At 69.1% G+C, this 21971-nt stretch carries 21 protein-coding genes; 8 read left to right on the top strand and 13 right to left on the bottom strand.

Features of this window, described 5'->3' with window-relative positions; all coding sequences use genetic code 11:
* Positions 1–54: 54 nt before the first annotated feature.
* Positions 55–783 (top strand): DedA family protein, encoded by a 729-nt coding sequence (locus G3I71_RS13445; RefSeq protein ID WP_164314310.1) that lies wholly within the window; start codon positions 55–57, stop codon positions 781–783.
* Here G3I71_RS13445 and G3I71_RS13450 read toward each other — a convergent pair.
* The 3 genes from G3I71_RS13450 to G3I71_RS13460 form a co-directional block, all read right to left on the bottom strand.
* The gene (locus G3I71_RS13450; RefSeq protein WP_164314312.1) at positions 674–1525 is read right to left on the bottom strand and encodes an HAD family hydrolase; all 852 of its coding nucleotides are present in this window, start codon (positions 1523–1525) and stop codon (positions 674–676) included. The two genes, G3I71_RS13445 and G3I71_RS13450, sit on opposite strands and share 110 nt — an antisense overlap.
* Positions 1522–3981 (bottom strand): phosphoribosyltransferase, encoded by a 2460-nt coding sequence (locus G3I71_RS13455; protein ID WP_164314314.1) that lies wholly within the window; start codon positions 3979–3981, stop codon positions 1522–1524. Before G3I71_RS13455 ends, G3I71_RS13450 begins: the two co-directional genes overlap by 4 nt.
* A 116-nt stretch (positions 3982–4097) precedes the next feature.
* Positions 4098–5270, bottom strand: coding sequence for an HpcH/HpaI aldolase/citrate lyase family protein (locus G3I71_RS13460; RefSeq protein ID WP_164314316.1), 1173 nt, complete (start codon positions 5268–5270; stop codon positions 4098–4100).
* A 195-nt stretch (positions 5271–5465) separates the two neighbouring features.
* On the opposite strand from G3I71_RS13460, the gene G3I71_RS13465 reads away from it, so the two are divergent.
* Complete coding sequence (locus G3I71_RS13465; RefSeq protein WP_164314318.1) at positions 5466–6245, top strand: TerD family protein; 780 nt, start codon at positions 5466–5468, stop codon at positions 6243–6245.
* Positions 6246–6355: 110 nt separating this feature from the next.
* Here G3I71_RS13465 and G3I71_RS13470 read toward each other — a convergent pair whose 3' ends face one another.
* From G3I71_RS13470 to G3I71_RS13495, 6 genes are all read right to left on the bottom strand, one after another.
* On the bottom strand, positions 6356–7093 hold the full coding sequence (locus G3I71_RS13470; protein ID WP_164314320.1) for a Tellurium resistance: 738 nt from the start codon (positions 7091–7093) through the stop codon (positions 6356–6358).
* Positions 7094–7225: 132 nt separating this feature from the next.
* Positions 7226–8374, bottom strand: coding sequence for a DUF475 domain-containing protein (locus G3I71_RS13475; RefSeq protein WP_164314322.1), 1149 nt, complete (start codon positions 8372–8374; stop codon positions 7226–7228).
* Positions 8375–8424: 50 nt separating this feature from the next.
* Positions 8425–9000, bottom strand: coding sequence for a TerD family protein (locus G3I71_RS13480; protein WP_164314324.1), 576 nt, complete (start codon positions 8998–9000; stop codon positions 8425–8427).
* Positions 9001–9101: 101 nt separating this feature from the next.
* Positions 9102–9677 (bottom strand): TerD family protein, encoded by a 576-nt coding sequence (locus G3I71_RS13485; protein WP_164314326.1) that lies wholly within the window; start codon positions 9675–9677, stop codon positions 9102–9104.
* A 122-nt stretch (positions 9678–9799) separates the two neighbouring features.
* Positions 9800–10258 (bottom strand): peroxiredoxin, encoded by a 459-nt coding sequence (locus G3I71_RS13490; RefSeq protein ID WP_164314328.1) that lies wholly within the window; start codon positions 10256–10258, stop codon positions 9800–9802.
* Between the two features lie 171 nt (positions 10259–10429).
* Complete coding sequence (locus G3I71_RS13495; protein WP_343242951.1) at positions 10430–10867, bottom strand: DUF3052 domain-containing protein; 438 nt, start codon at positions 10865–10867, stop codon at positions 10430–10432.
* 467 nt (positions 10868–11334) lie between these two features.
* Between G3I71_RS13495 and aceE the strand changes: the two genes are divergently transcribed.
* Positions 11335–14067 (top strand): pyruvate dehydrogenase (acetyl-transferring), homodimeric type, encoded by a 2733-nt coding sequence (gene aceE, locus G3I71_RS13500; RefSeq protein ID WP_164314330.1) that lies wholly within the window; start codon positions 11335–11337, stop codon positions 14065–14067.
* Between the two features lie 156 nt (positions 14068–14223).
* Positions 14224–14979, top strand: a complete 756-nt coding sequence (locus G3I71_RS13505; RefSeq protein WP_164314331.1) for a potassium channel family protein — start codon at positions 14224–14226, stop codon at positions 14977–14979.
* 40 nt (positions 14980–15019) lie between these two features.
* On the opposite strand, the gene G3I71_RS13510 is transcribed toward G3I71_RS13505, so the two are convergent.
* Complete coding sequence (locus G3I71_RS13510) at positions 15020–15331, bottom strand: small hydrophobic protein (protein ID WP_164314333.1); 312 nt, start codon at positions 15329–15331, stop codon at positions 15020–15022.
* Between the two features lie 712 nt (positions 15332–16043).
* Between G3I71_RS13510 and G3I71_RS13515 the strand changes: the two genes are divergently transcribed.
* Together G3I71_RS13515 and G3I71_RS13520 are read left to right on the top strand one after the other, a co-directional pair.
* Complete coding sequence (locus G3I71_RS13515) at positions 16044–17288, top strand: alpha/beta hydrolase (protein WP_164314335.1); 1245 nt, start codon at positions 16044–16046, stop codon at positions 17286–17288.
* Between the two features lie 67 nt (positions 17289–17355).
* A complete protein-coding gene (locus G3I71_RS13520) occupies positions 17356–18204 on the top strand; it encodes a DUF4429 domain-containing protein (protein ID WP_164314337.1) in 849 nt (282 codons plus the stop codon).
* A 128-nt stretch (positions 18205–18332) separates the two neighbouring features.
* Here the strand turns inward: G3I71_RS13520 and G3I71_RS13525 are convergent, their stop codons facing one another.
* Together G3I71_RS13525 and G3I71_RS13530 are read right to left on the bottom strand one after the other, a co-directional pair.
* Positions 18333–19367 (bottom strand): aldo/keto reductase, encoded by a 1035-nt coding sequence (locus G3I71_RS13525; protein WP_164314338.1) that lies wholly within the window; start codon positions 19365–19367, stop codon positions 18333–18335.
* A complete protein-coding gene (locus G3I71_RS13530) occupies positions 19364–19876 on the bottom strand; it encodes a MerR family transcriptional regulator (RefSeq protein ID WP_203730099.1) in 513 nt (170 codons plus the stop codon). The genes G3I71_RS13525 and G3I71_RS13530 overlap by 4 nt, the downstream gene beginning before the upstream one ends.
* Before the next feature lie 95 nt (positions 19877–19971).
* Between G3I71_RS13530 and G3I71_RS13535 the strand changes: the two genes are divergently transcribed.
* Together G3I71_RS13535 and G3I71_RS13540 are read left to right on the top strand one after the other, a co-directional pair.
* Positions 19972–20421 carry a GNAT family N-acetyltransferase gene (locus G3I71_RS13535; RefSeq protein ID WP_164314341.1) on the top strand — a complete coding sequence of 150 codons (450 nt, stop codon included), beginning with the start codon at positions 19972–19974 and terminating at the stop codon, positions 20419–20421.
* 19 nt (positions 20422–20440) lie between these two features.
* Positions 20441–21280, top strand: coding sequence for a serine hydrolase (locus G3I71_RS13540; RefSeq protein WP_164314343.1), 840 nt, complete (start codon positions 20441–20443; stop codon positions 21278–21280).
* A 36-nt stretch (positions 21281–21316) separates the two neighbouring features.
* Here G3I71_RS13540 and G3I71_RS13545 read toward each other — a convergent pair whose 3' ends face one another.
* A complete protein-coding gene (locus G3I71_RS13545) occupies positions 21317–21964 on the bottom strand; it encodes a pirin family protein (protein WP_203730206.1) in 648 nt (215 codons plus the stop codon).
* Positions 21965–21971 lie beyond the last annotated feature (7 nt).

Below are 21971 nucleotides of genomic sequence, written 5' to 3' on the forward strand. Positions count from 1 at the left end.
GCGGTTAGGCGGCCCTTCAGGCTGGGTTCAGGTTCGGTTTCCTAGCGTGGCCGTATGACAGCCACGACGGCCGCACCCCAGTGGGTCACCGACCTCATGGACACGATGGGCGCCCCAGGCGCGGGCCTCGCCATCGCGCTGGAGAACCTCTTCCCGCCACTGCCGAGCGAGGTGATCCTGCCGCTCGCCGGTTTCGCGGCGAGCACCGGGCAGATGAGCCTGCTCGCCGCGCTGCTCTGGACCACGGCCGGCTCGGTCGTCGGCGCGCTCGCCCTGTACGGGGTCGGCGCGCTGCTCGGCCGTGACCGCACCGTCGCCCTCGCCGGCCGGCTGCCACTGGTCAAGGTGACGGACATCGAGAAGACCGAGGCCTGGTTCCTGCGGCACGGCACGAAGGCGGTGTTCTTCGGGCGGATGATCCCCGTCTTCCGCAGCCTGATCTCCGTACCGGCCGGCGTCGAACGCATGCCCCTGCCCGTGTTCCTCGGCCTCACCACCCTCGGCAGCGCCCTGTGGAACACCGCCTTCGTGTGCGCGGGCTATCTGCTGGGCGACAACTGGGCCGAGGTCTCGACCGTCGTCTCCGCGTACTCGAAGGTGGTGCTCGCCGGGGCGGCTCTGGCGGTGGTCGCCTTCGTCGCCGTACGGGTCGTACGGCGACGGGCGCGGGCCGCTAGCGGGTCCCCGGAATGCCCCGAGTCCCCCGGGCCTCCCTTGTCTCGCGCAGGAGCTCCCGAAGGATCCTCTCCCCCGCCGCGACCCCCCGCTCGGGAAGTGCGCTGACTGTCTCGGCGCTCCACTCCGTCTCCGCCAGCTCACCGTGGCCGGGGCGCCAGCCCCGGTCGGCGGCCAGGAGAAGGTCGGCGTCGAGGAGCGAGTCACCGGCGGCCAGAGTGAGCGTCGCGCCGGTGCGGCGGGCGACCTCACGCATGGCCGCGCTCTTGGTGAGCGGCTTCGGCACCGCGTAGATCTTGCGGCCCTGGAGGGAGACCGTCCAGCCGCGGACCTCGGCCCAGACCGCCAGTTCCTTCACCCACTCCTCGGGCAGCAGTTCGCGCTCGACGACGAGGTAGGCGAAGAAGTCCTCGGCGATACGGTGCTTGCGCACCCAGAGCGGGTCGGCGGTGGCCGCGAGATGGTCCCGGACCTCGTCCAGGGACGCGCACTCGTCCGCGAGCCGTGCCTGCACCCGATCGTGCCAGTCCTGGTCGGCGACACCGTCGACGAGGATGTGACCGCCGTTCGCACAGATCGCGTACTTCGGTGCCGGGCCCGGCAGGTTGATGCGCAGGTACTGCTTACGGGTCCGGGTGGTCGTCGGCACGAAGACGGCGGCGTCACCGAGTTCGGTGAGCAGACCGGCGGCCACTTCCGTCATGTACGACAGCGGCCGGGCCTCGTGCACCTCGACACAGAGCAGCCGGGGCGCGCGGGCGTCCGGCATGGTCAGCGCGAGGGCCGCGGCGGAGTAGATGAGCGTACGGTCGAGATCGCTGGCGACGAGCACGGGACTCGAGGGACTCATACCGACACCGCCTTGCCGTCGGCGCCGGTCGCGCCCCGCGTGTACTTGGGGTGGATCAATCCCACGCAGGTGTACGGGAGTTCGGCCACCTCCTCGACGGGTACGCCCCGCTGCTCGGCGAGCAGGCGTACGTGGTCGAGGTCGGCGCCCGCTCCGGCGCGGGCCAGGATCTTCCAGGGGACGCGGCGCAGCAGCACCCGGGTGGTCTCGCCGACGCCGGGCTTGACGAGGTTCACGTCGTGGATCTCGTACTCCTCGCTGATCCGCTCAACTGCCGCCCAGCCCTCCCAGGTCGGTGACCGGTCGGCGGCCAACAACTCTTTCACCGTGGTGTCGACGGCGTCCGCGACCTCCGGGAAGCGGGCGGCGACGGCGTCGAGGAAGTCCACCGAGACGTCGGCGCCGGCGAGTTCACGGTAGAACTTGGCGCCGTGGAAGTCGTTCGGGCCGACCAGGTCGGCGCGCAGGACGGTTCGTGAAATCAGGCCCGACACCGTGGAGTTGAGGCAGGCGGAGGGGATGAGGAAGTCCTCGCGGGTGCCGTACGTACGGACGCAGGAGCCCGGGTCGGCCAGGACCGCGATCTCCGGGTCGAAGCCGGTGATGCCGTCGGAGTCCTCGAACTCCTCGATGGCGTCGGCGAGTTCGCGGGTGATGGCACCCTTGCCGGTCCAGCCGTCGACGAACACGACATCGGCGGGGTCGTGGTGCGCGGCCAGCCAGCGCAGCGCGTTGGCGTCGATGCCCCGGCCCCGGACGATCGACACGGCGTAGTGGGGCAGTTCGAGCCCGTGGCGGTGCTTGGCCCAGCGGCGCATCAGCGCGCCGACCGGCGTTCCGGCGCGGGCCAGTGACACGAGCACCGGACGCGGTGAGCGCTCGGCCAGCACCAACTCCGTTACGGCGCCCACGGCTTGGGCGATACGGGCGGCGGAGGTGTCGAGCGCGGCGCGGAACAGCTCCTGGTACTGGTCGCTGGGCTGGTACTCGACCGGCAGCGACTCGGCGTAGTGGGCGCCGCCCGCCTGGATCGCCTCCTCGCGCTCCTCGGTGGGCGCCTCCAGGCTGACGTCCGAGAGATCCCGCAGCAGCCAGCCGACCTCGTCCGGTGGATACGAGGAGAACGCGGGACCGCGGAGGGGCTCGGGCAGCATGCGGGGCCTTTCGGGTACGTGCGGACGTGCGGGTACGTACGACGGGACGACGGCGAGCACGACGTTCGGCGTGTGCGCGGCGAGCGTGGCCAACAGGCCGTCGGGGGCGTGCAGTTCGGGCGTGTCTGCGGTGGAGTCCACGACCGCGACGACGGCGTCGAAGCCGGCGCCGGCCACGTTGTGGACGTAGCGCTCGCCGGGCCCGTCGGCCGGGTCGTCGTGGGCCGGGAAGACGAGGCGGCTACGGATCGCGTACCCCGGGTCGTCCACGGCGAGGACAGGCGAACGGGTGGTCGTCGAGGAACGGACCTCGGCGCCCTCCAGCACCTGCTCCAACTCGCGGGCGAGGCGCAGCGGGGCGTACATCAGCTCCTCGAAGCCGAGCACGAGAACGCGACCGCGCCGGGCCGTGTCGGGCAGCGCGTCGGCGACCCGGGCGGCCATGGCGGGCAGGGCGCCCTCCATCCGTATTCGGTGCCCGGGCGTGAAGCCGTGCCGCCCGCCGTCGGGCAGCTTGGCGGGCCAGCGCAGCTCGACCCGGGACACCTGCCCCTCGGCAACCGGCCGAACCGGCGGTACGGCACCCTCGTACCGCTCGACGAGCTCCTGACCCTTCGCCAGCACGCCCTCCGGCAGGCGAATCGTTCCGTCGGCCGTGGTGACCAGGTCGACGCGGGCGCCGATCTCGTCGGCGAACGCGTCCAGGCGGCCTGCGTCGGCGGCGGAGCGCATGTCGACGAGGGCGACTATGACGTACCGCTCGCGCGGGTAGCGCTCGTGCAGGGCGCGGATGGTGTTGAGGACGGTGTTGCCGGTGGAGAACTCGTCGTCGACGAGGACCAGCGGGCCGGGGCCGGCCAGCAGCGCGGGGTTCTCCGGGAGGAGGAGGTGGGAGGTGGCGTGCGAGTGGGACTCCTCGAAGCCGCCCGCCCGGTCGACGCCGTCGACCGGGCGCCGGGTGGAGTGGAGGTAGGGCGCGAGGCCCACGCCGTCGGCGACGCAGTGGCCGAGCCCGGTGGCCGTCTCGGCGTACCCGAGGACGACGGCGCGCCGGGACTCGTCGGCGCCGAGCAGCTCGCGGACGCGCTCGCCGAGGGCGAAGCCGTGGCCGTAGACGACGGCGGGCGACTGCGGGACGTGCTTGCCGAGCACGTTCGACACCAGCAGGTGCGCCCGCTTGGGGTTGCGCCGCAGGGCGAGACCGAGCAGCTCGCGCAGGTCGTCGCCGCCGACCAGCTCGACCCCGAGCCGCTCGGCGACCCAGGTGCCGGACCAGACCCCGTTGTGCACAGCGTTGTCCATGAATCCCTATGTGTGTTCGTCGGGGGGTGCCAGGTCCGCCATGTCAGCCGCACAGGCGATCGAAGGCGGATTTCGGTCGGGAACTGGTGGGAAATCGGTCGGGGCCAGGCGGGGGATCAGTCGGGGATACCGGCGGTGAGCAGCTCCACGAAGCCGATGTCCTCGTTGGCGACGCCGAAGACCTCGGCGCGCAGCAGCGTCCGCTCGGCCCAGGCGCGGTGCGGCTTCACCTCGTTCATCTTGTTCGTGTACGCCGACCGCAGGACGCCTCCGCCGCAGCGCTCGGGCCGCAGGATGTCCTGGGCGTCACTGAACTCCTCGTGACTGACCACGGACAGGGTGTGCACGGGCAGCACGTGCGAGGGGTGGATGCAGGTCTTGCCGAGCAGCCCGTTGGCCTGGTCGAGGCTGATCTCGCGGAGCAGCCCGTCCATGGCGTGCTCGATGAGCGTCTCACGCAGTTCCTCGGCCTGGCCGTCCAGGAAGGGGCTGCGGCGCAGCTGCGGCTTGAACATGCGCTCCTGGACCCGGAAGTACTCCCAGACGGGCCCGGTGACGGTGAACCCGGTGCCATCGGCCCTCCCCATCATGTTGACGACGTCGGCGATGACGGAGGCGACGACGTGGACGTCGTACGCGGTCATGTCCGGGGCTCTGCGCAGCCCGTACGAGGAGCAGAAGTCGGTGACGCCGAGGCGCAGGGCGAGGACGCGGTCGCGGTACTTGTCGACGGCGCGGGAGATGCCCTCCAGGGTCTCTACGCGCGTCTCCCGGTACATCAGCTCGGGGGATTCGAGCACCGGCATACCGAACAGACGGTGGCCGCTCGCGGCCTCGGCGTCGGCGAGTGCCTCCAGGAACGGCATCCCGCGTTCCTCGGTGAACTTCGGCATCACGAACCCGGAGAGCAGCCTGACGGTGGGCCCGAGGCGCTGTACGAGGTCGGGGATCTGTTCGGGCGTACGGACCCGGATGAACAGCAGCGGCAGCCCGGTGGCGGCGTCGGGGCGCTCGGCGAGCACGCCGAACTCCCGCACCAGGTTCTCCTCGGCGTCCTCGACCTCCGAGTCATCGATCGAGTCCTCCAGGCACAGCACCATCGAGACGACACCGCGGGCGACCTGCTTGACGATGGCGTCGGCGAGGCGCGGTCGGGTGGCCGGGCTGTACAGGGTGGCCCCCAGGGCCGTGGCGAGCAGCCGGGCCGGGGAGTCGGCGGTGAACTCGCACGGCTCCTGGTGGAACAGGCGCTGCCGTACCTCAGGCGCGATGTGCCCGAAATGACGCATGAAATTCCCCCGTGGCGGCTGGACGGCCGGTCGAGTGGTGATCGATTGTCGGTCGAGTGTTGAAGGGTGGCCGGTAATAGTACGTAGGGATCCATGTCAGGGGTTCCCACTGAGAATGAAGTTCAGGTAACGCGGACACGCAGAATCGATGCCCCCGCGTTGTCGTGACCAGGACCGAGAAGGCAGGATGACCGCATGACGCACGCCATGCTGAAGGGGTCGAACATCCCTCTCGAAGCCACGACGGTGCGGGCCGTGCTGCGCTGGACGCCCGGGCAGGGGGTTCCGGATGTCGACGCCTCGGCGCTGCTCCTCGGCCCCGACGGTCGTGTGCGCTCCGACGAGGACTTCGTCTTCTACAACCAGCCCCGCCACCCCTCGGGCAAGGTCTGGCGCCTCGGCAAGAAACGGGTGGCCGAGGGCCTGACCGACACGATCCAGACGGATCTGACCGGTGTCGAGTCAGGAGTCGGACAGATTCTGCTGATCGCCTCGGCGGACGGCGTGCCCTTCGACCGCGTACGGTCCCTGCGCATCGTGCTGTACGACGGTGCCGTCGCGGACGGGGAGCCGCTGGCGTACTTCGACGTCAAACCGGAGACGGGCGAGGAAACGGCGCTGATCTGCGGCGAGCTGTACCGGCGTGGGGAGGGCTGGAAGTTCCGCGCCCTGGGCGAGGGCTACTCGAACGGCCTGGAGGGCCTGGCGACGGACTTCGGTATCTCGGTGGAGGACCCGCCGGCCGGGGAACCGTTCCCGGACACCACGAACGCCCCGCCCACGGACACCTCGGCGGTCACCACGGTCCAACATCCGCCCACTCTCCCTCCCCAACCGACCTACGGCTACCCGCAGCCGACCAGCCCGAACGCGAACCAACCGGCGTACGGGTACCCCCAACCGGTCGGAGCATCCCCGAACCCGTCCCCGGACTTCCACCTGCCACCGCAGGGGCCCCAATTCATCGGACGGTAGGACAGGCGCCCCTAAGGGGCGCGGGGAACTGCGCGATCAACCACACACAGCCCGCACCCGCCACCGAGCAGGGCCCCCGGGCTCTTACGCGCCCCCGCCCAGACCAAGCGTCAGCGCTCAGCTTTGGTCTTGTAGCCCCTGCCCCACTGCAGTCCCCACCCGTACAACCGGTCGAGCTCCGCCTGGAACCCGTAGACGAACTTCACTTCCCGCCGGACGATCAACTCGTTCTTCACGTTCTCGATCAGCACCACCGCACATGACCGGGCCTGTGAGTGCCGCTCGTCGAGGCCTATCTCGATGCGCGGCCCGTTACTGGGGTAGAGCGTCACGATCGCGTGGGTCCGGTCGAACGCCGGCGTCTGGTCGTAGATGTACACGAACACCAGCAGCCGCTTGATCTCGTCCCGGTGATCGAGATTGACGTACGCCGTCTCCCCGGACGCCGACCCGAACCGGTCGTCACCGCTGAGCTTGACGTACGGCGGCGCGTTCGTGTCGCCGAGGAACCCGCCCAGCGGCTGTACGACGCCCTTCGTGCCGTCGGCCAGCTCGTACAGGATGCCCAGGTCGAGGTCGACGTTCACCATGCTCTGGGTGTGGCCCTTGACCTCCTCGGGCCGCAGGGCCTGGAAGGGGTGTCGCCACAGGCTCTGCCGCTTGGGGCCGCCGATGTCCGACGTGCGCATCCGCCAGGACAGATTGATGCGCAGGTGGCCCGTCGCGGCGCCCTGCTTGGTCAGCGACACCCGCTGATGCCGCTTGGTCAGCTCGATGGAGTTGCTCGCCGCGCTGCCCGCGTCGAAGTCCGTCGTACGGCCGTGCCACAGGTCGTCCCAGAAACTCATCCCGCCCCCACCCGTCCAGCCCCCGCACATTCGTCCACGCCGTCGGCCCACCGCCCGCAAAGCCGCGGGGCGGCCGACGAGGACGATTCCTCGTAGCCGCCCCGCTCAGAGCGTTCCTCACACGGGAGGTTGTCACACCCCGGACGAGACCTCAGTCTTCTCGTCCGAGCCCACCGCTTTTCCCTCTGCCGCTGCCAGTTTGGTGTTGCGGCGCACGGAGGACCAGAAGGACCAGGCGATCAGGACGACACCCACCAGGCCGGTGATGACCTCGTGGATCTGGTACTGGATGGTGATGAGCAGGATGCCGGCGAGGGCGCCGATCGCGTAGTGCGCGCCGTGCTCCAGGTAGACGTAGTCGTCGAGGGTGCCCTGGCGGACCAGGTAGACCGTGAGCGACCGGACGTACATGGCGCCGATACCGAGGCCCAGGGCCATCAGCACGATGTCGTTCGTGACGGCGAAGGCGCCGATCACGCCGTCGAAGGAGAAGGACGCGTCCAGCACTTCGAGGTAGAGGAACATGAAGAAGGCGGCCTGGCCTGCGAGAACGATGGCCGGCCTCTTCTTGCCGGTGCGCTCGGCCTCTTCGTCGGCCTCGTGCTCGCGCTCCTCCTCTTCCTCGAGTTTGTCCTCGAAGTAGCCGGAGAGTCCGCCGACGATCATGTACGTGATCAGACCGGCGATGCCCGAGATGAGTACCGTCTGCGCCTTGTCGACGTGGGCGCCACCGTGCTGGTGGGCGTTGGTCGCGAAGGTCATCGCGGAGACCATGAGCACGATCAGGGCGATGCAGACCGACAGCATGTCGACCTTGCCGAGCTTGGCGAGCGGGCGTTCCAGCCAGCCGAGCCACTTGATGTCACGGTCCTCGAAGATGAAGTCGAGGAAGATCATCAACAGGAACATGCCACCGAAGGCGGCGATCGCCGGGTGGGCGTCGGTGACCAGCTGCTGGTACTGGTCCTTGTTGTTGAGCGCGAGGTCGACGGCGTCGATCGGGCCGATCTTGGCGCTGATGGCCACGATCACGACGGGGAAGACGAGCCGCATACCGAAGACGGCGATGAGGACACCGACGGTGAGGAAGATCTTCTGCCAGAAGGCACTCATCTTCTTCAGGATTCCGGCGTTGACCACCGCGTTGTCGAAGGACAGCGAGATCTCGAGGATGGAGAGGATCGCCACGATCCCGAAGCCGGTCCACCCCCCGTAGAGGACGGCCGCGACCAGGCCGAGCGCGGTGACCGCGAACGACCAGCCGAAGGTTTTCAGAATCACTGGCTACCCAATCGTGTGTTTACGGGTCTCCCCCGCTGCCGTACCCGGCTTTACGAAACGTTGACTCCGAAGTCTAGAGCGATGCCCTTCAGACCCGACGCGTACCCCTGTCCAACTGCACGGAACTTCCACTCGCCCTGATACCGGTACAACTCCCCGAAGATCATGGCGGTCTCCGTCGACGCGTCCTCGCTCAGGTCGTAACGCGCCAGTTCCTGGCCGTCGGCCTGGTTGACGACCCGGATGAAGGCGTTGCCGACCTGGCCGAAGGTCTGGCCGCGGTTGTCCGCGTCGTGGATCGAGACCGGAAAGATGATTTTGTCGCAGGCGGCCGGCACCTTGGGGAGATCGACGATCAGCGACTCGTCGTCGCCCTCGCCCTCACCGGTGAGGTTGTCGCCGGTGTGCTCGACCGAGCCGTCGGGGCTGGTGAGCTGGTTGTAGAAGATGAACCACTCGTCGCCGAGCACCCGTCCACCGCCGCACAGCAGAGCGCTGGCGTCGAGGTCGAAGGGCGCGCCGGTGGTGGAACGCGCGTCCCAGCCGAGCCCGACCAACACCTGGGTGAGGTTCGGTGCGGCTTTGGAGAGGGAGACATTGCCCCCCTTGGCAAGCGTGACGCCCATAGTGCTGGTCCTCCCCGAGGTCATGCGAACAGATGTACCGAGCACGTCCGGCGCCGCACCGAGAGTGCGACGCCGGACGACGGAGCCGGAGGGAATCCGGCTCAGACGTTCACGCCGAAGTCCTGCGCGATGCCGCGCAGGCCGGACGCGTATCCCTGGCCGATGGCGCGGAACTTCCACTCCGTGCCGTGCCGGTACAGCTCGCCGAAGACCATGGCGGTCTCCGTCGAGGCGTCCTCGGAGAGGTCGTAGCGTGCAAGCTCCGCCTCGCCGGCCTGGTTCACCACGCGGATGTACGCGTTGCGCACCTGGCCGAAGGACTGCTGACGGGTCTCGGCGTCGTAGATCGAGACCGGGAACACGATCTTGTCGATGTCGGCCGGGACCGCCGCGAGGTTGACCTTGATCTGCTCGTCGTCCCCGTCGCCCTCACCGGTGGTGTTGTCACCGGTGTGCTCGACGGAGCCGTCCGGGCTCTTGAGGTTGTTGAAGAACACGAAGTTGGCGTCGGAACTGACCTTGCCGTCCGTGTTCGTCAGGATCGCGCTGGCGTCGAGGTCGAAGTCGGTGCCGGTGGTGGAACGCGCGTCCCACCCCAGACCCACGATGACCGCGGTGAGACCCGGGGCCTCCTTGGTCAGCGATACGTTGCCGCCCTTGCTGAGGCTGACTCCCACGAGTCCTCCATTGGTGTCTCGTCTGCGTCCAGGGGCGGTGTGCCCCGTCGTGCGCCGGTATCGGATCAACGTGTCGATCCTAGTAACGGGTTCCCGCCCCACGCAGGGCCGGAACCGAAGAGTTACAGGGTGTCGAGGGCCTTCACGTACTCGTTCAGGTCACGCGCGTCCGGCAGGCCGTTGACGACGGTCCACCGCACGACACCCTCCTTGTCGACGATGAAGGTCCCGCGCACCGCACAACCCTTGCCCTCGTCGAAGACGCCGTACGCGCGCGAAGTGTTGCCGTGCGGCCAGAAGTCGGAGAGCAGGGGGTACTCGAAGCCCTCCTGCTCGCCGAAGACGCGCAGGGTGTGGATGGAGTCGTTGGAGACGGCGAGAACCTGGGTGTCCCGGTCGGAGAACCTCGGCAGGTTGTCCCGCAGGTCGCAGAGTTCACCCGTGCACACACCGGTGAAGGCGAAGGGATAGAAGAGCAGCACCACGTTCTTGGCGCCCCGGAAGGCCGAGAGCCGCACGGTGGCGCCGTGGTTGTCCTTGAGCTCGAAGTCCGGGGCCTTGTCGCCGACCTCGATCGCCATGATCCTGCATCCCTTCGGTGGGCTGTTCGGGTGAGAACACCCTAGTGAGCACCGACCGCGGGGGCGGTGACAGGCCGCGGTACTTCCGAGGACGAGGCACTTTCAGGGCCGAAGCGGGGGTCCGGGGGCGGCAGCCCCCAGCAGACGGCCCGCTTCGGCCACGGTCACTGTCTACTTCTTCGACTTGGCTGTCTTGGGCGTCGCCAGACGACTCCCACTCCAGTCCTTGCCCACGCTGACGCTCTTCGTCGCCGACAGACCCGCCGTCGTCGCGGCTTCAGAGATGTCGCTCGGCTCCACGTAGCCGTCACGGCCCGTCTTGGGCGTGAGGAGCAGGATCGCGCCGCCTTCTTCGATGTACGCGGTGGCATCCACCAGCGAATCGGTCAGGTCGCCGTCGTCGTCGCGGAACCAGAGCACCACGGCATCTGCGACGTCGTCGTACTCCTCGTCAACGAGATCGCTGCCGATGACTTCCTCAATGGCCTCGCGGAGCTCCTGGTCGACGTCGTCGTCGTAGCCGATCTCCTGGACCACCTGCTCGGGCTGGAACCCCAGCCTTGCGGCAGGGTTAGTCCGCTCCTCCGCGTGGTCCGCGGTCGCGCTCACGGGTTGCCTCCTGATCATGTTTCGAGAATTGTCCAGCAACGCGCGTGCGCGAAGCATTGGCCGTAGTCCACACGGGCGGGGCGGATCGCGCAAGTACCCGGCCGTCGAGACCGCCGAAACGGTGACGATCCTGGCGGTGTCGCCGCAACTTCAGACAGCGACTTCCGGGAACCAGTGACGCACACCACACCATTCTGCCCGCTTTGCGGTTTTGCTGCTCCCGAGTGGCTCCCGAACCTCTCACACATGCGTACGAGATCCGAATCGCTTTACGGAACACGTCACGGACTGGGCGTATCGTTGCGATTTGGCTGCGGACACCCCGCCCGGCGATCTTCACCGGGACTACTTCTGAGTAGAGGTGACGTACCCGGTCTCGGGGTACACGATGGGGCCAGTGCATTCGCAGCCCCAGGGCACGTTCATGGCGTGCCCCGGATCAAGCCCTCCGAGAGCGAAGGAACAGCGTGGCTTCCGGATCAGATCGCAACCCGATCATCATTGGCGGCCTTCCGAGTCAGGTTCCTGACTTCGATCCCGAAGAAACCCAGGAATGGCTCGACTCGCTCGATGCCGCCGTTGACGAGCGCGGCCGGGAGCGGGCCCGCTATCTGATGCTGCGGCTGATCGAGCGAGCCCGCGAGAAGCGCGTCGCCGTGCCCGAGATGCGGAGCACGGACTACGTCAACACGATCGCGACGAAGGACGAGCCCTTCTTCCCCGGCAACGAGGAGATCGAGCGCCGCATCCTCAACGCGACCCGCTGGAACGCGGCCGTGATGGTCTCGCGCGCCCAGCGGCCCGGGATCGGCGTCGGCGGCCACATCGCGACCTTCGCCTCCTCCGCCTCCCTCTACGACGTGGGCTTCAACCACTTCTTCCGGGGCAAGGACGAGGGCGACGGCGGCGACCAGATCTTCTTCCAGGGCCATGCCTCCCCCGGTATCTACGCCCGCGCGTTCCTTCTCGACCGGCTCAGCGAGCAGCAGCTCGACGCGTTCCGCCAGGAGAAGTCGAAGGCGCCGTACGGGCTGTCCTCGTACCCGCACCCGCGGCTGATGCCGGACTTCTGGGAGTTCCCGACCGTCTCGATGGGCCTCGGCCCGCTCGGCGCGATCTTCCAGGCGCGGATGAACCGCTACATGGAGGCGCGCGGGATCGCCGACACCTCCAAGTCGCACGTGTGGGCGTTCCTCGGTGACGGCGAGATGGACGAGCCGGAGTCGCTCGGCCAGCTGTCGATCGCCGCGCGCGAGGGCCTCGACAACCTGACCTTCGTCGTCAACTGCAACCTCCAGCGGCTCGACGGCCCGGTGCGCGGCAACGGCAAGATCATCCAGGAGCTGGAGTCCCAGTTCCGGGGCGCCGGCTGGAACGTCGTCAAGCTGGTGTGGGACCGGAGCTGGGACCCGCTGCTCGCGCAGGACCGGGACGGCGTGCTCGTCAACAAGATGAACACGACCCCCGACGGTCAGTTCCAGACGTACGCCACCGAGACCGGCGAGTACATCCGCGACCACTTCTTCGGGGACGACACCCGGCTGCGCGCGATGGTCGAGAACATGACCGACGACCAGGTCCTGCACCTGGGCCGTGGTGGCCACGACCACAAGAAGATCTTCGCGGCGTTCGCGGCGGCCAAGGCGCACAAGGGCCAGCCGACCGTCATCCTCGCCAAGACGGTCAAGGGCTGGACACTCGGACCCAACTTCGAGGGCCGCAACGCCACGCACCAGATGAAGAAGCTGACGGCTACCGACCTCAAGGGCTTCCGCGACCGGCTCCATCTGCCGATCTCCGACAAGGAGCTGGAGGGCGGCGCGCCACCGTACTTCCACCCGGGCCGGGACTCGGAGGAGATCCAGTACATGCACGACCGCCGCAACTCGCTCGGCGGTTACGTCCCGACCCGCGTCGTCCGCGCCAAGCCGCTGACCCTGCCGCCGGAGAAGACGTACGCGAGTGTGAAGAAGGGTTCGGGTCAGCAGTCGATCGCCACGACCATGGCGTTCGTGCGGCTGCTCAAGGACCTTATGCGGGACAAGGAGATCGGCAGGCGTTTCGTGCTGATCGCGCCGGACGAGTACCGCACGTTCGGCATGGACTCGTTCTTCCCGAGCGCGAAGATCTACAACCCGCTCGGCCAGCAGTACGAGTCGGTCGACCGGGAGCTGCTGCTCGCGTACAAGGAGTCGCCGACCGGCCAGATGCTGCACGACGGCATCTCCGAGGCGGGCTGCACCGCCTCGCTGATCGCGGCGGGTTCGGCGTACGCCACGCACGGCGAACCGTTGATCCCCGTCTACGTCTTCTACTCGATGTTCGGTTTCCAGCGCACCGGCGACCAGTTCTGGCAGATGGCCGACCAGTTGGCGCGCGGTTTCGTGCTGGGTGCGACCGCCGGCCGTACGACTCTGACCGGTGAGGGTCTGCAGCACGCCGACGGCCACTCGCAGCTGCTCGCCTCGACGAACCCGGGCTGTGTGGCGTACGACCCGGCGTACTCGTACGAGATCGCGTACATCGTGCAGGACGGTCTGCGCCGGATGTACGGGCCCGACAGTGAGGACGTCTTCTACTACCTCACCGTCTACAACGAGCCGATCCAGCACCCGGCCGAGCCCGAGAACGTCGACGTCGACGGCATCCTCAAGGGCATCCACCGGGTGGGCGAGGCGACTTCGGGCACCATCCCGGCCCAGGTCATCGCGTCCGGTGTCGCGGTGCCGTGGGCGCTGGAGGCTCAGCGGATCCTCGCCGAGGACTGGAACGTACGGGCGGACGTCTGGTCGGCGACCTCCTGGAACGAGCTGCGGCGCGAGGCGGTCGCGGTGGAGCAGCACAACCTGCTGCACCCGGAGGAGGAGCAGCGCGTCCCGTACGTGACGCGGAAGCTCGGCTCGGCCGAGGGACCGTTCGTGGCCGTGTCCGACTGGATGCGTTCGGTTCCGGACCAGATCTCGCGGTGGGTCCCGGGGACGTACCAGTCACTGGGCGCGGACGGCTTCGGCTTCGCGGACACGCGGGGCGCGGCGCGGCGGTTCTTCCACATCGACCCGCAGTCGATCGCGGTGGCGGTGCTGACCGAGCTGGCCAAGGAGGGCAAGGTGGACCGCTCGCTGCTGAAGCAGGCGATCGACCGGTACCAGCTGCTCGACGTGGCGTCGGCGGACCCGGGCGCGGCGGGCGGAGACGCGTAGCGCTCCGCGCAGCGCTTGGTCGTTCGTCCGCGGGTCCGTTGTGGCTGGTCGCGCAGTTCCCCGCGCCCCTGTAGGGGCGCCCCTGTAGGAGCGCCCCTCTGGGGCGTCCTACAGGGGCGCCCCACATGGCGCTTGCGGGCCCTTACGATGCGGAGCATGAAGGAACCGTCGGCACAGGCCCGTTGGGAGCGGCATACGCAGCGGCCCCTGATGGGGCTCGCTGTCGTGTTCACCGTCGCCTACGCGGTGCCGATCATCGACAGCCCCGCCAGCCGCTCCGTCTCGGTCGCGTGCACGGTCGCGGAGTGGACGGTGTGGGGCGCGTTCGCGGTCGACTATCTCGTCCGGATCGCTCTCGCCGACCGGCGCCGGGAGTACGTACGACGGCACTGGCTGGACCTGTTCGCCGTGCTGCTGCCGCTGCTCCAACCGCTGCGGCTGCTGCGGGTCGTCTCCACGCTGATGCTGGTGGGCCGACGGGCCCAGATGGCGTCCCAGGTCCGGCTGACGACGTACGTCGGCGGGGCCGTGGTGGGGCTGCTGATGTTCGGTTCGCTGGCCGTGCTGTCGGTGGAACGCGCGTCACCGGAAGGGAACATCCGAACGCTGGATGACGCGCTGTGGTGGTCGTTCACGACGATGACGACAGTGGGGTACGGGGACCACGCGCCGACGACCGGAGTGGGCCGGATGCTCGCGGTCGGGCTGATGCTGTCCGGGATCGCGCTGCTCGGTCTCGTCACCGCGAACATCGCCGCCTGGTTCATCTCCCGGTTCGAGATGGACGACGTGGAGGAGAGGCGCCAGACGGCGGCGATCGCGGCACTGACGGACGAGGTGAGGGCGCTGCGGGCCGAGGTGGCCGCACTGGCCGTCACGAGGGAGCGGGTGAGCGAGGAGCAGCCCCGTTAGTCAGGGGTCCCGCGTCAGAGGTCCCTCATCACGCCGGCGGTCAGAAGAGGCCGGTCGTCGGGCCTGTGGCGCTCGCCAGCCAGATGATGGCCAGGAGGGTGTCGATCGCACCCAGGACCACGGCCACCAGGGGCGGTATCGGGTGCGGGCCCTTCCAGGTCCGGCCCATCGCCAGCCAGCCGCAGATGACGGCCACCGGGCCCAGGACGATGCCGAGGACGAAGAAGCCCACGACGGCGCAGATGAGTCCGATGATTCCCAGCGTCGTGCTGTCCGGGGTGGTCCGCTGCCAACTCCTGCCGCGTGCGCCGGAGTTCCTGCTGGTGGAGTTCTGCCGTCCGAAGGCCGCCATGTCTCATCAACTCCCTGGAACTTCTCGGTGGTTCGGGGTCGATGAGGCGAGTACCCCCGCAGCGGGGTTCTAGCCGTCCCGCTCTTCGGCGGGCCCGCCGGCGCGCTGTCCCCCTCCGGCAGCGCGCCGCGGCCCGGCCGTCCTCCCACGTCGTACGAACCACGTCGTACGAACCATGTCGTGCAGACCATGTCGTGCGGAGGACTTGACTAACTGTGACCTGTCCCGTGGGCCGAAGGGGAGGAATCTTTAGCGGAGTCACCCTGATGAGGGAACTCTCGCCCTCGGACCGTAGATATATGCGCGATATATGCGCCTCAGATGTGCGCCGCCACCGGACGGGCCGGGCTCATGCCCGAGTGAACGTGTCGTGGGCGACCCCGCGAAGTCGTTGTCGACTTTGGAGGCCGTGCCCGCCAAGGACTCGCAGCGCGCGCTCTTCGAGGCCGTGGAGTCCGTCGTACCGGCGGAGTTGCAGATGCGTATGCACTACCCGGCCGAGCAGACGAGAGCGTGGCGGCGATGCGCGAGCCGACCGGCGCTCACCTCGACGCGACGGGTCCGGCGCCGGCCGGGAACTGGCGTACGGAACGGCCGTGACGCCCCGTACCGGCGTGCGCACGGAGCGACTTACCCAGCGCCGGTTATCGAAACGTGATCCCCGTCACTCGGTTAACGCGAGACCCTCTCGTTCTCCTAGTGTGTCCTTTCAGTGACTTCCTTCGACACCTCCCCGCAACTGAACGTCTGGCGCGCACTGCTCGCGCTGGCCGTGGTGTTCGTGATGCTCGCGACGACCGGCTGGACCGCGGTCCGCAGTCATCGCACGCCGTCGCCGCTCCAGGCGTCGCTCTCCGCGTGGGAGCACGGACGGATCGGCGGCCACGCGCTGCCCGACCCGGACGAGACGCCCGCCCGGCTGGCCCGGTTCTTCGCGTCGCTCACCGACCGCCAGCGCGACCGGCTCGTCCGGCGCTATCCGCTGGCGCTCGGCAACATGAACGGCGCGCCCGTCGTACTGCGCTACCGCGCCAACCGCGTCGCGCTGCACACGGCACGTGAGACCGAGCGGGCGCTTATGCACGACGACCGGCTGTCGGCCGTCGGGCAGAACGCGGCGGGGCGGCGCATGCACCGTTACGACGCGCTGCTGGAGAACGGCCGCCAGATCCTCGCCTTCGACCCGGAGGCCTCGGGCCGTGTCGCCGAGGTCTTCGGCGACCTCGACAGGGCGCAGCGCGTCTCGGTCGTGGTCCCCGGCGTGGACACCGACGTCCTCACCTTCCAGCGCACCAACCGCAGGTACTCGGCGCCCGTCGGCATGGCCTCGGCGCTGTACCGCGCGGAGCGGGAGACGAGCCCCACGACACGTACCGCCGTGATCGCCTGGGCCGACTACACCGCGCCCAGCGGAGTCGGCATGGACGCGGCGACGGCGATGCGCGCCAACTCCGGGGCTCTGCGGCTGAACGCGCTGGTACGCGCACTGCCCGGCCGGGCTCAGGTCGCCCTGTACTGCCACAGCTACGGCTCGGTGGTGTGCGGCGTCGCCGCGCACGCGCTGCCGCGGCGGGTGACCGACATCGCGGTGGCCGGCAGTCCCGGCATGCGGGTCGAGAACGCCGCGGGGCTGCGCACCGACGCCCGGGTGTGGGCGATGCGGGACGCCGACGACTGGATCCAGGACGTGCCGTACCTGGAGGTCGGCGGCCTCGGACACGGCGCCGATCCGGTGTCGCCGGGGTTCGGCGCACGCGTGCTGTCCGCGCGGGGCGCGAAGGGGCACGGCGGCTATTTCGAGCCGGGTACGGAGAGTCTGCACAACTTCGCGGAGATCGGCGTCGGCGCGTATGGCGCCGTGCGGTGCGCTCGGCGGGATCAGAACGATCAGCGAAACCGCAAGGATGACGTGTGTCTGAAGGGTTTGTCCGACAGGGCTATGGCCGGACGCGCGTAGAGGACGCAGAATTCACGGTGTGCCTGGGGAGGGGACTATGAAGCTCGCGCCGCATACGATGAGCCGCATGGGTGACGTACTGGCCGGATTTCATGCCGCCTGGGAGTTCGAGTCCGACTCCGTGCTCATCCGCTTCGAACGGGGCATCCGCACGCCGAAGCTGTTCCAGGCGCTCGGCGAACGCCGTATCCCCCTGGAGGCGATCGCGGGGGTGACACTGACCCCCGGCAAGCGCGGAACGGTTGTCCTGCGCGCCGAACTCCGCCCGGGCGCCGACCCGTTGATGGAGGCGGCCGACGGTCAGCTCAAGGATGCCTGGGATCCGTACCGGCTGGTGCTGCCGGCCGAGCGGGAGACGCTCGCCGAGTACTACGCGGACGAGTTGCGGGCCCAGCTCACCCAACAGGGGCCTGCTGAAAGGTTCCTGGTGGATGCCCCCGAGGTGCCGCGGGCCTTCAAGGCGTACGACGCGAAGGCGTCCTTCGACGGGCGGACCGTTTCCTTCCGGTGGTTCCGGACGGGCGCGTCGTCCGCGAAGTGGAAGGCCGGCGACCAGACGTTTCCGGTCGCCGACCTGATCGGGGTGGAGTGGCGGTCGGCAGAGGTGTTCGAGGGGCATCTGCGACTGCTGAGGCGTACCGATTCTTCTGTCACACCGGTCGACCAGGACCCCGCCTCGGTGATCTTCGGGCTGGGGTACGGGCCTGTGCACGAGTCGTTGCCGTTCGCGGCGGCGGTGTTGGCCGCAGTGCGGCGTTCCTCCGGAGGTTCGGCGGGGGTGGGCGTGAACTCCGGTCGGCGTGATCCCGCGGATGTCGCCGAACGGATCCGGCATCTTGGGGAGTTGCACGAGGCCGGGTTGGTGACGGATGAGGAGTTCTCGGTGAAGAAGGCTGAGTTGTTGGCGGAGTTGTAGCGCCTACGGGGGGGGTGGGTTCCGTGCGTTCGGCGGGTGCGGGGCCGTCGTGGCTTGTCGCGCAGTTCCCCGCGCCCCTGTAAACGGCAGTCCCGCGCCTCTCGGAAGGAACCGTCGCCCCCGCGCCCCTAGGGGGTTTCCCTGCCCGCCGATGTGAAGGTCATGTCGGCGTAGCGGGCCCCCGCGACCTGCGCCGCGATGGGTTCCAGCAGAGCCATGTCCTTCTCGCCCAGCACGATGCGGGTCGCTGCCGTGTTCTCCTCCACCCTTGAGCGCCTGCGGGTGCCGGGGATCGGGACGACCGGGAGGTTGTGGATCGTGCACTGTTGCTGGACCCAGGCCAGGGCGATCTGGCCGACGGAGGCGCCGTGGGCTTCCGCGACCGTCCTGATGGGGGCCAGCAGGGCAGCGTTCGCCGAGGCGTTGGTGCCCGTGAAGCGGGGCTGTGTGCGGCGGTAGTCGTCCGAGGTCAGTTCCTGGTCGGCGTCGGTGAAGGAGCCGGTCAGGAAGCCTCGGCCGAGCGGGGAGTACGGGACCAGGGTGACGCCCAGTTCGCGGGCCACCGGGACCACGCCCGCCTCGATGTCCCGGCTGAACAGGGACCACTCCGACTGCAGGGCGGCGATCGGGTGCACGGCCTGGGCCGCGCGCAGCTCCGGGCCCGTGACCTCGCTCAGGCCCAGCTGCCTGACCTTGCCCTCGCGCACCAGTTCGGCCATGACGCCGACCGACTCCTCGATGGGCACGTTCACATCGCGCCGGTGCATGTAGTAGAGGTCGATGACGTCCAGGTCGAGACGCTTGAGGCTGGCCTCCACGGCCTCACGTATGTAGGGGGCGTCGTTGCGGATGATCCGCCTGGTCGGGTCGCCGGGCGGGATCGCCAGGGCGAACTTCGTCGCGACGACGACCTCGTCGCGGTGGGCCTGGAAGAACGGGGACAGGAAACGTTCGTTCTCCCCGTCGGCGTAGGCGTCGGCCGTGTCGTAGAGGGTCACGCCCAGTTCGAGTGCGCGTTCCAGCGTGGCGCGGGCCTCGTCGGCGTCCGTGGGGCCGTACGCGAAGCTCATGCCCATGCAGCCGAGGCCCTGTACGCCGACCTCGGGGCCGCCGGTGCCCAGCGGGGCCGTGGTGAGCCTGCCTGCGGTGTCGTCGTTCGTCATCGAGCCCTCTCCATCTCACGGACGACGCGGACAAGGCCCGCGTCCTGGTCCGCTTCCGCGTAGAAACTGATCTTCCGGTCGAGTACCGCGAGCGTGTCCTGGAGTTCGGCGATCCGGTCCAGGACGGCCCGGCGGGTCGATTCGAGCAGCTCGAACCGCTCGCCGTACGTGTGGTCGCCCTCGCGCACGAGTTCGGCGTACCGCACCATGTCCGCGACCGGCATACCGGTGAGCCGGAGCTTGCCGACAAGGTCCAGCCAGTCGAGGTCGCGGTTGCTGTAACGGCGCTGGCCGGTGTGCGAACGGTCGATGTGCGGCATCAGCCCGATGCGCTCGTACCAGCGCAGGGTGTGCGCGGTCAGCCCGGTGAAGACGACGACCTCGCTGATCGTGTAGTGGTCCTGTCCGTCCGGGCGCCGGTCGGGCCGCCGCGGCCCCGCACAGCTGTCGGCCGTGGCGGGATCCGTCGTGGTGTCCGTGGTGGGGTCTGTTGTCTCCAGCACCGTCATGACCCCCACGCTAAAACCTTGGAGTGCACTCCAAGCAAGTGGATACCTCGATATTGCGGAGACTTGGCCGGTCCGGGCTCATTACCGTACGGATCATGACTCTCGTACGCCGTGCCACACCCGAGGATGCCGCAGAGCTGCTCCGGCTGCGCCAGGTGATGATCGACTCGATGCCCGGGGCGAACACCGACGCCGACTGGCAGTCCGCGTCCCTGGCCACCGTGACCGGGCGGCTGGCCGATCCGTCCGGCGGCTTCGCCGCGTTCGTCGTCGACCATCCCGAGCGGCCGGGATCACTGGCCGCGCTGGTCGTGGGGACCGTCGAGTACCGGATCGGGCGGGTCGGGTACGTCTTCAGCGTCGCCACCGATCCCGACGCGCGCCGCCGGGGATACGCGCGGGCCTGTATGGAGGCGTTGGTGGACTGGTTCCGGGAGCAGGACGTCGGCCAGATCGACCTCACCGCGTCCCCGGACGCGGAGCCGCTGTACGCGTCGCTGGGCTTCACCCGGCAACCGGACCCCTTCATGCGGCTGCGACTGTGAGCCTCCTAAGCTCGTCGTCATGTCGTCGAAGTCGTTGTCGCCGTTGCAGAGCCTCGCGCTGATCGAGAACTGGCCCGTGCCCACCGCCGCCACGGCCGTCGTACGGGCGGACGGTGCCGTTCTCGGCAGCCACGGCCCCGTCGACCACCGGTTCCGCCTCGCCTCGGTCACCAAGCCGCTCGCCGCGTACGCCGCCCTCGTCGCGTACGAGGAGGGCGCCATCGAACTCGACGAGCCGGCCGGGCCACCCGGATCGACGGTCCGCCACCTTCTCGCGCACACCTCGGGGCTCGCCTTCGACGAGCACCGGGTGACGGCTCCGCCCGGGGAGCGGCGGCTGTACTCCAACGCCGGGTTCGAGGCGCTGGGGGATCACGTGGCGAAGGCTACGGAGATGCCGTTCGCGGAGTATGCGCGGCAGGCGGTGCTGGAGCCGCTCGGGATGACGTCGACGGGGGTGGAGGGGTCGCCCGCGAAGGACGGCGTGTCGACCGTCGGGGATCTGGCGCGGTTCGCCGCCGAGGTGCAGGCGCCTCGGCTGCTCGATCCGCGTACGGTCGCGGAGGCGATGAGCGTGCAGTATCCGGGGACGAAGGGTGTGCTGCCGGGGTACGGGCATCAGAACCCCAACGATTGGGGGCTCGGGTTCGAGATCCGGGGCGTGAAGTCGCCGCACTGGACGGGGAGTTCGTCGTCGGCCCGTACGTTCGGGCATTTCGGGCAGTCCGGTACGTTTCTGTGGGTCGATCCCGTGGTGGGGGTGGCGTGTGTCGCGCTGACCGACCGTGCGTTCGGGGCGTGGGCGGTGGAGGTGTGGCCGGGGTTCACGGATGCGGTGGTGGCGGAGGTGCGGGGCTGAGGCAGGGGGGTCTGGGGGCAGAGCCCCCAGTTGCGGTCACATCTCCCACAGCAGCAGTTCCGACGCCGTCAGCCCTACCGCTTCCACGCCCTCCGCCTGCGTAATTCGCGCCGCGTCGCCCGGGCCCAGTTTCTCCGGGCCCACGCGCACCTCACCCCGTACGACATGGACGTAGACATACGCCGCGTCCGGCACCGCTGTGCGCTCCCCCGCCGTCAGTCGGCGTACGTGCAGCATCGCGCCCGCCTTCGGGACGGCGTACGGCGTGGCGTCCGCGATGCCGTGGACCGTCTCGTAGGACGGGGTGCCGCCGGGGGTGAGCGGGGCCAGCCAGGTCTGGACGAAGGTCAGGGGAGACTCACCCTCGTTGCGCTCCACGTGGCGTACGCCCGCCGCCGCGCTCAGGCGTTGCACGTCACCCGGGACCACCACCGTCTCGTGGCCCGTCGAGTCGCGGTGGGTGAGGGCCCCCTCCGTCACCCACGTCACGATCTCGGTGTGGCTGTGCGGGTGTTCGTCGAAACCGGCGCCGGGCGCCAGGCGCTCCTCGTTGCAGGCGATCATCGCGCCGAAGCGGAGGTTGCCCGGGTCGTAGTGGGGGCCGAAGGAGAAGGCGTGCCGGGATTCGATACCGGCTGCCCGGTCGCCCCCTGGATAGCGCTCGTGCGCGCGCCGTACGTCCATCACGCGC

It is taken from the genome of Streptomyces sp. SID12501 (assembly GCF_010550245.1).
GTDB lineage: Bacteria > Actinomycetota > Actinomycetes > Streptomycetales > Streptomycetaceae > Streptomyces.

Bases quoted from the DNA above. Each gene is read 5' to 3' on its own strand.
- G3I71_RS13445 (WP_164314310.1), top strand. From the start codon at position 55: ATGACAGCCACGACGGCCGCACCCCAGTGGGTCACCGACCTCATGGAC.
- G3I71_RS13450 (WP_164314312.1), bottom strand. From the start codon at position 1,525: ATGAGTCCCTCGAGTCCCGTGCTCGTCGCCAGCGATCTCGACCGTACG.
- G3I71_RS13455 (WP_164314314.1), bottom strand. From the start codon at position 3,981: ATGGACAACGCTGTGCACAACGGGGTCTGGTCCGGCACCTGGGTCGCC.
- G3I71_RS13460 (WP_164314316.1), bottom strand. From the start codon at position 5,270: ATGCGTCATTTCGGGCACATCGCGCCTGAGGTACGGCAGCGCCTGTTC.
- G3I71_RS13465 (WP_164314318.1), top strand. From the start codon at position 5,466: ATGACGCACGCCATGCTGAAGGGGTCGAACATCCCTCTCGAAGCCACG.
- G3I71_RS13470 (WP_164314320.1), bottom strand. From the start codon at position 7,093: ATGAGTTTCTGGGACGACCTGTGGCACGGCCGTACGACGGACTTCGAC.
- G3I71_RS13480 (WP_164314324.1), bottom strand. From the start codon at position 9,000: ATGGGCGTCACGCTTGCCAAGGGGGGCAATGTCTCCCTCTCCAAAGCC.
- G3I71_RS13490 (WP_164314328.1), bottom strand. From the start codon at position 10,258: ATGGCGATCGAGGTCGGCGACAAGGCCCCGGACTTCGAGCTCAAGGAC.
- G3I71_RS13505 (WP_164314331.1), top strand. From the start codon at position 14,224: ATGAAGGAACCGTCGGCACAGGCCCGTTGGGAGCGGCATACGCAGCGG.
- G3I71_RS13510 (WP_164314333.1), bottom strand. From the start codon at position 15,331: ATGGCGGCCTTCGGACGGCAGAACTCCACCAGCAGGAACTCCGGCGCA.
- G3I71_RS13520 (WP_164314337.1), top strand. From the start codon at position 17,356: ATGGGTGACGTACTGGCCGGATTTCATGCCGCCTGGGAGTTCGAGTCC.
- G3I71_RS13525 (WP_164314338.1), bottom strand. From the start codon at position 19,367: ATGACGAACGACGACACCGCAGGCAGGCTCACCACGGCCCCGCTGGGC.
- G3I71_RS13530 (WP_203730099.1), bottom strand. From the start codon at position 19,876: ATGACGGTGCTGGAGACAACAGACCCCACCACGGACACCACGACGGAT.
- G3I71_RS13535 (WP_164314341.1), top strand. From the start codon at position 19,972: ATGACTCTCGTACGCCGTGCCACACCCGAGGATGCCGCAGAGCTGCTC.
- G3I71_RS13540 (WP_164314343.1), top strand. From the start codon at position 20,441: ATGTCGTCGAAGTCGTTGTCGCCGTTGCAGAGCCTCGCGCTGATCGAG.
- G3I71_RS13545 (WP_203730206.1), bottom strand. From the start codon at position 21,964: ATGGACGTACGGCGCGCGCACGAGCGCTATCCAGGGGGCGACCGGGCA.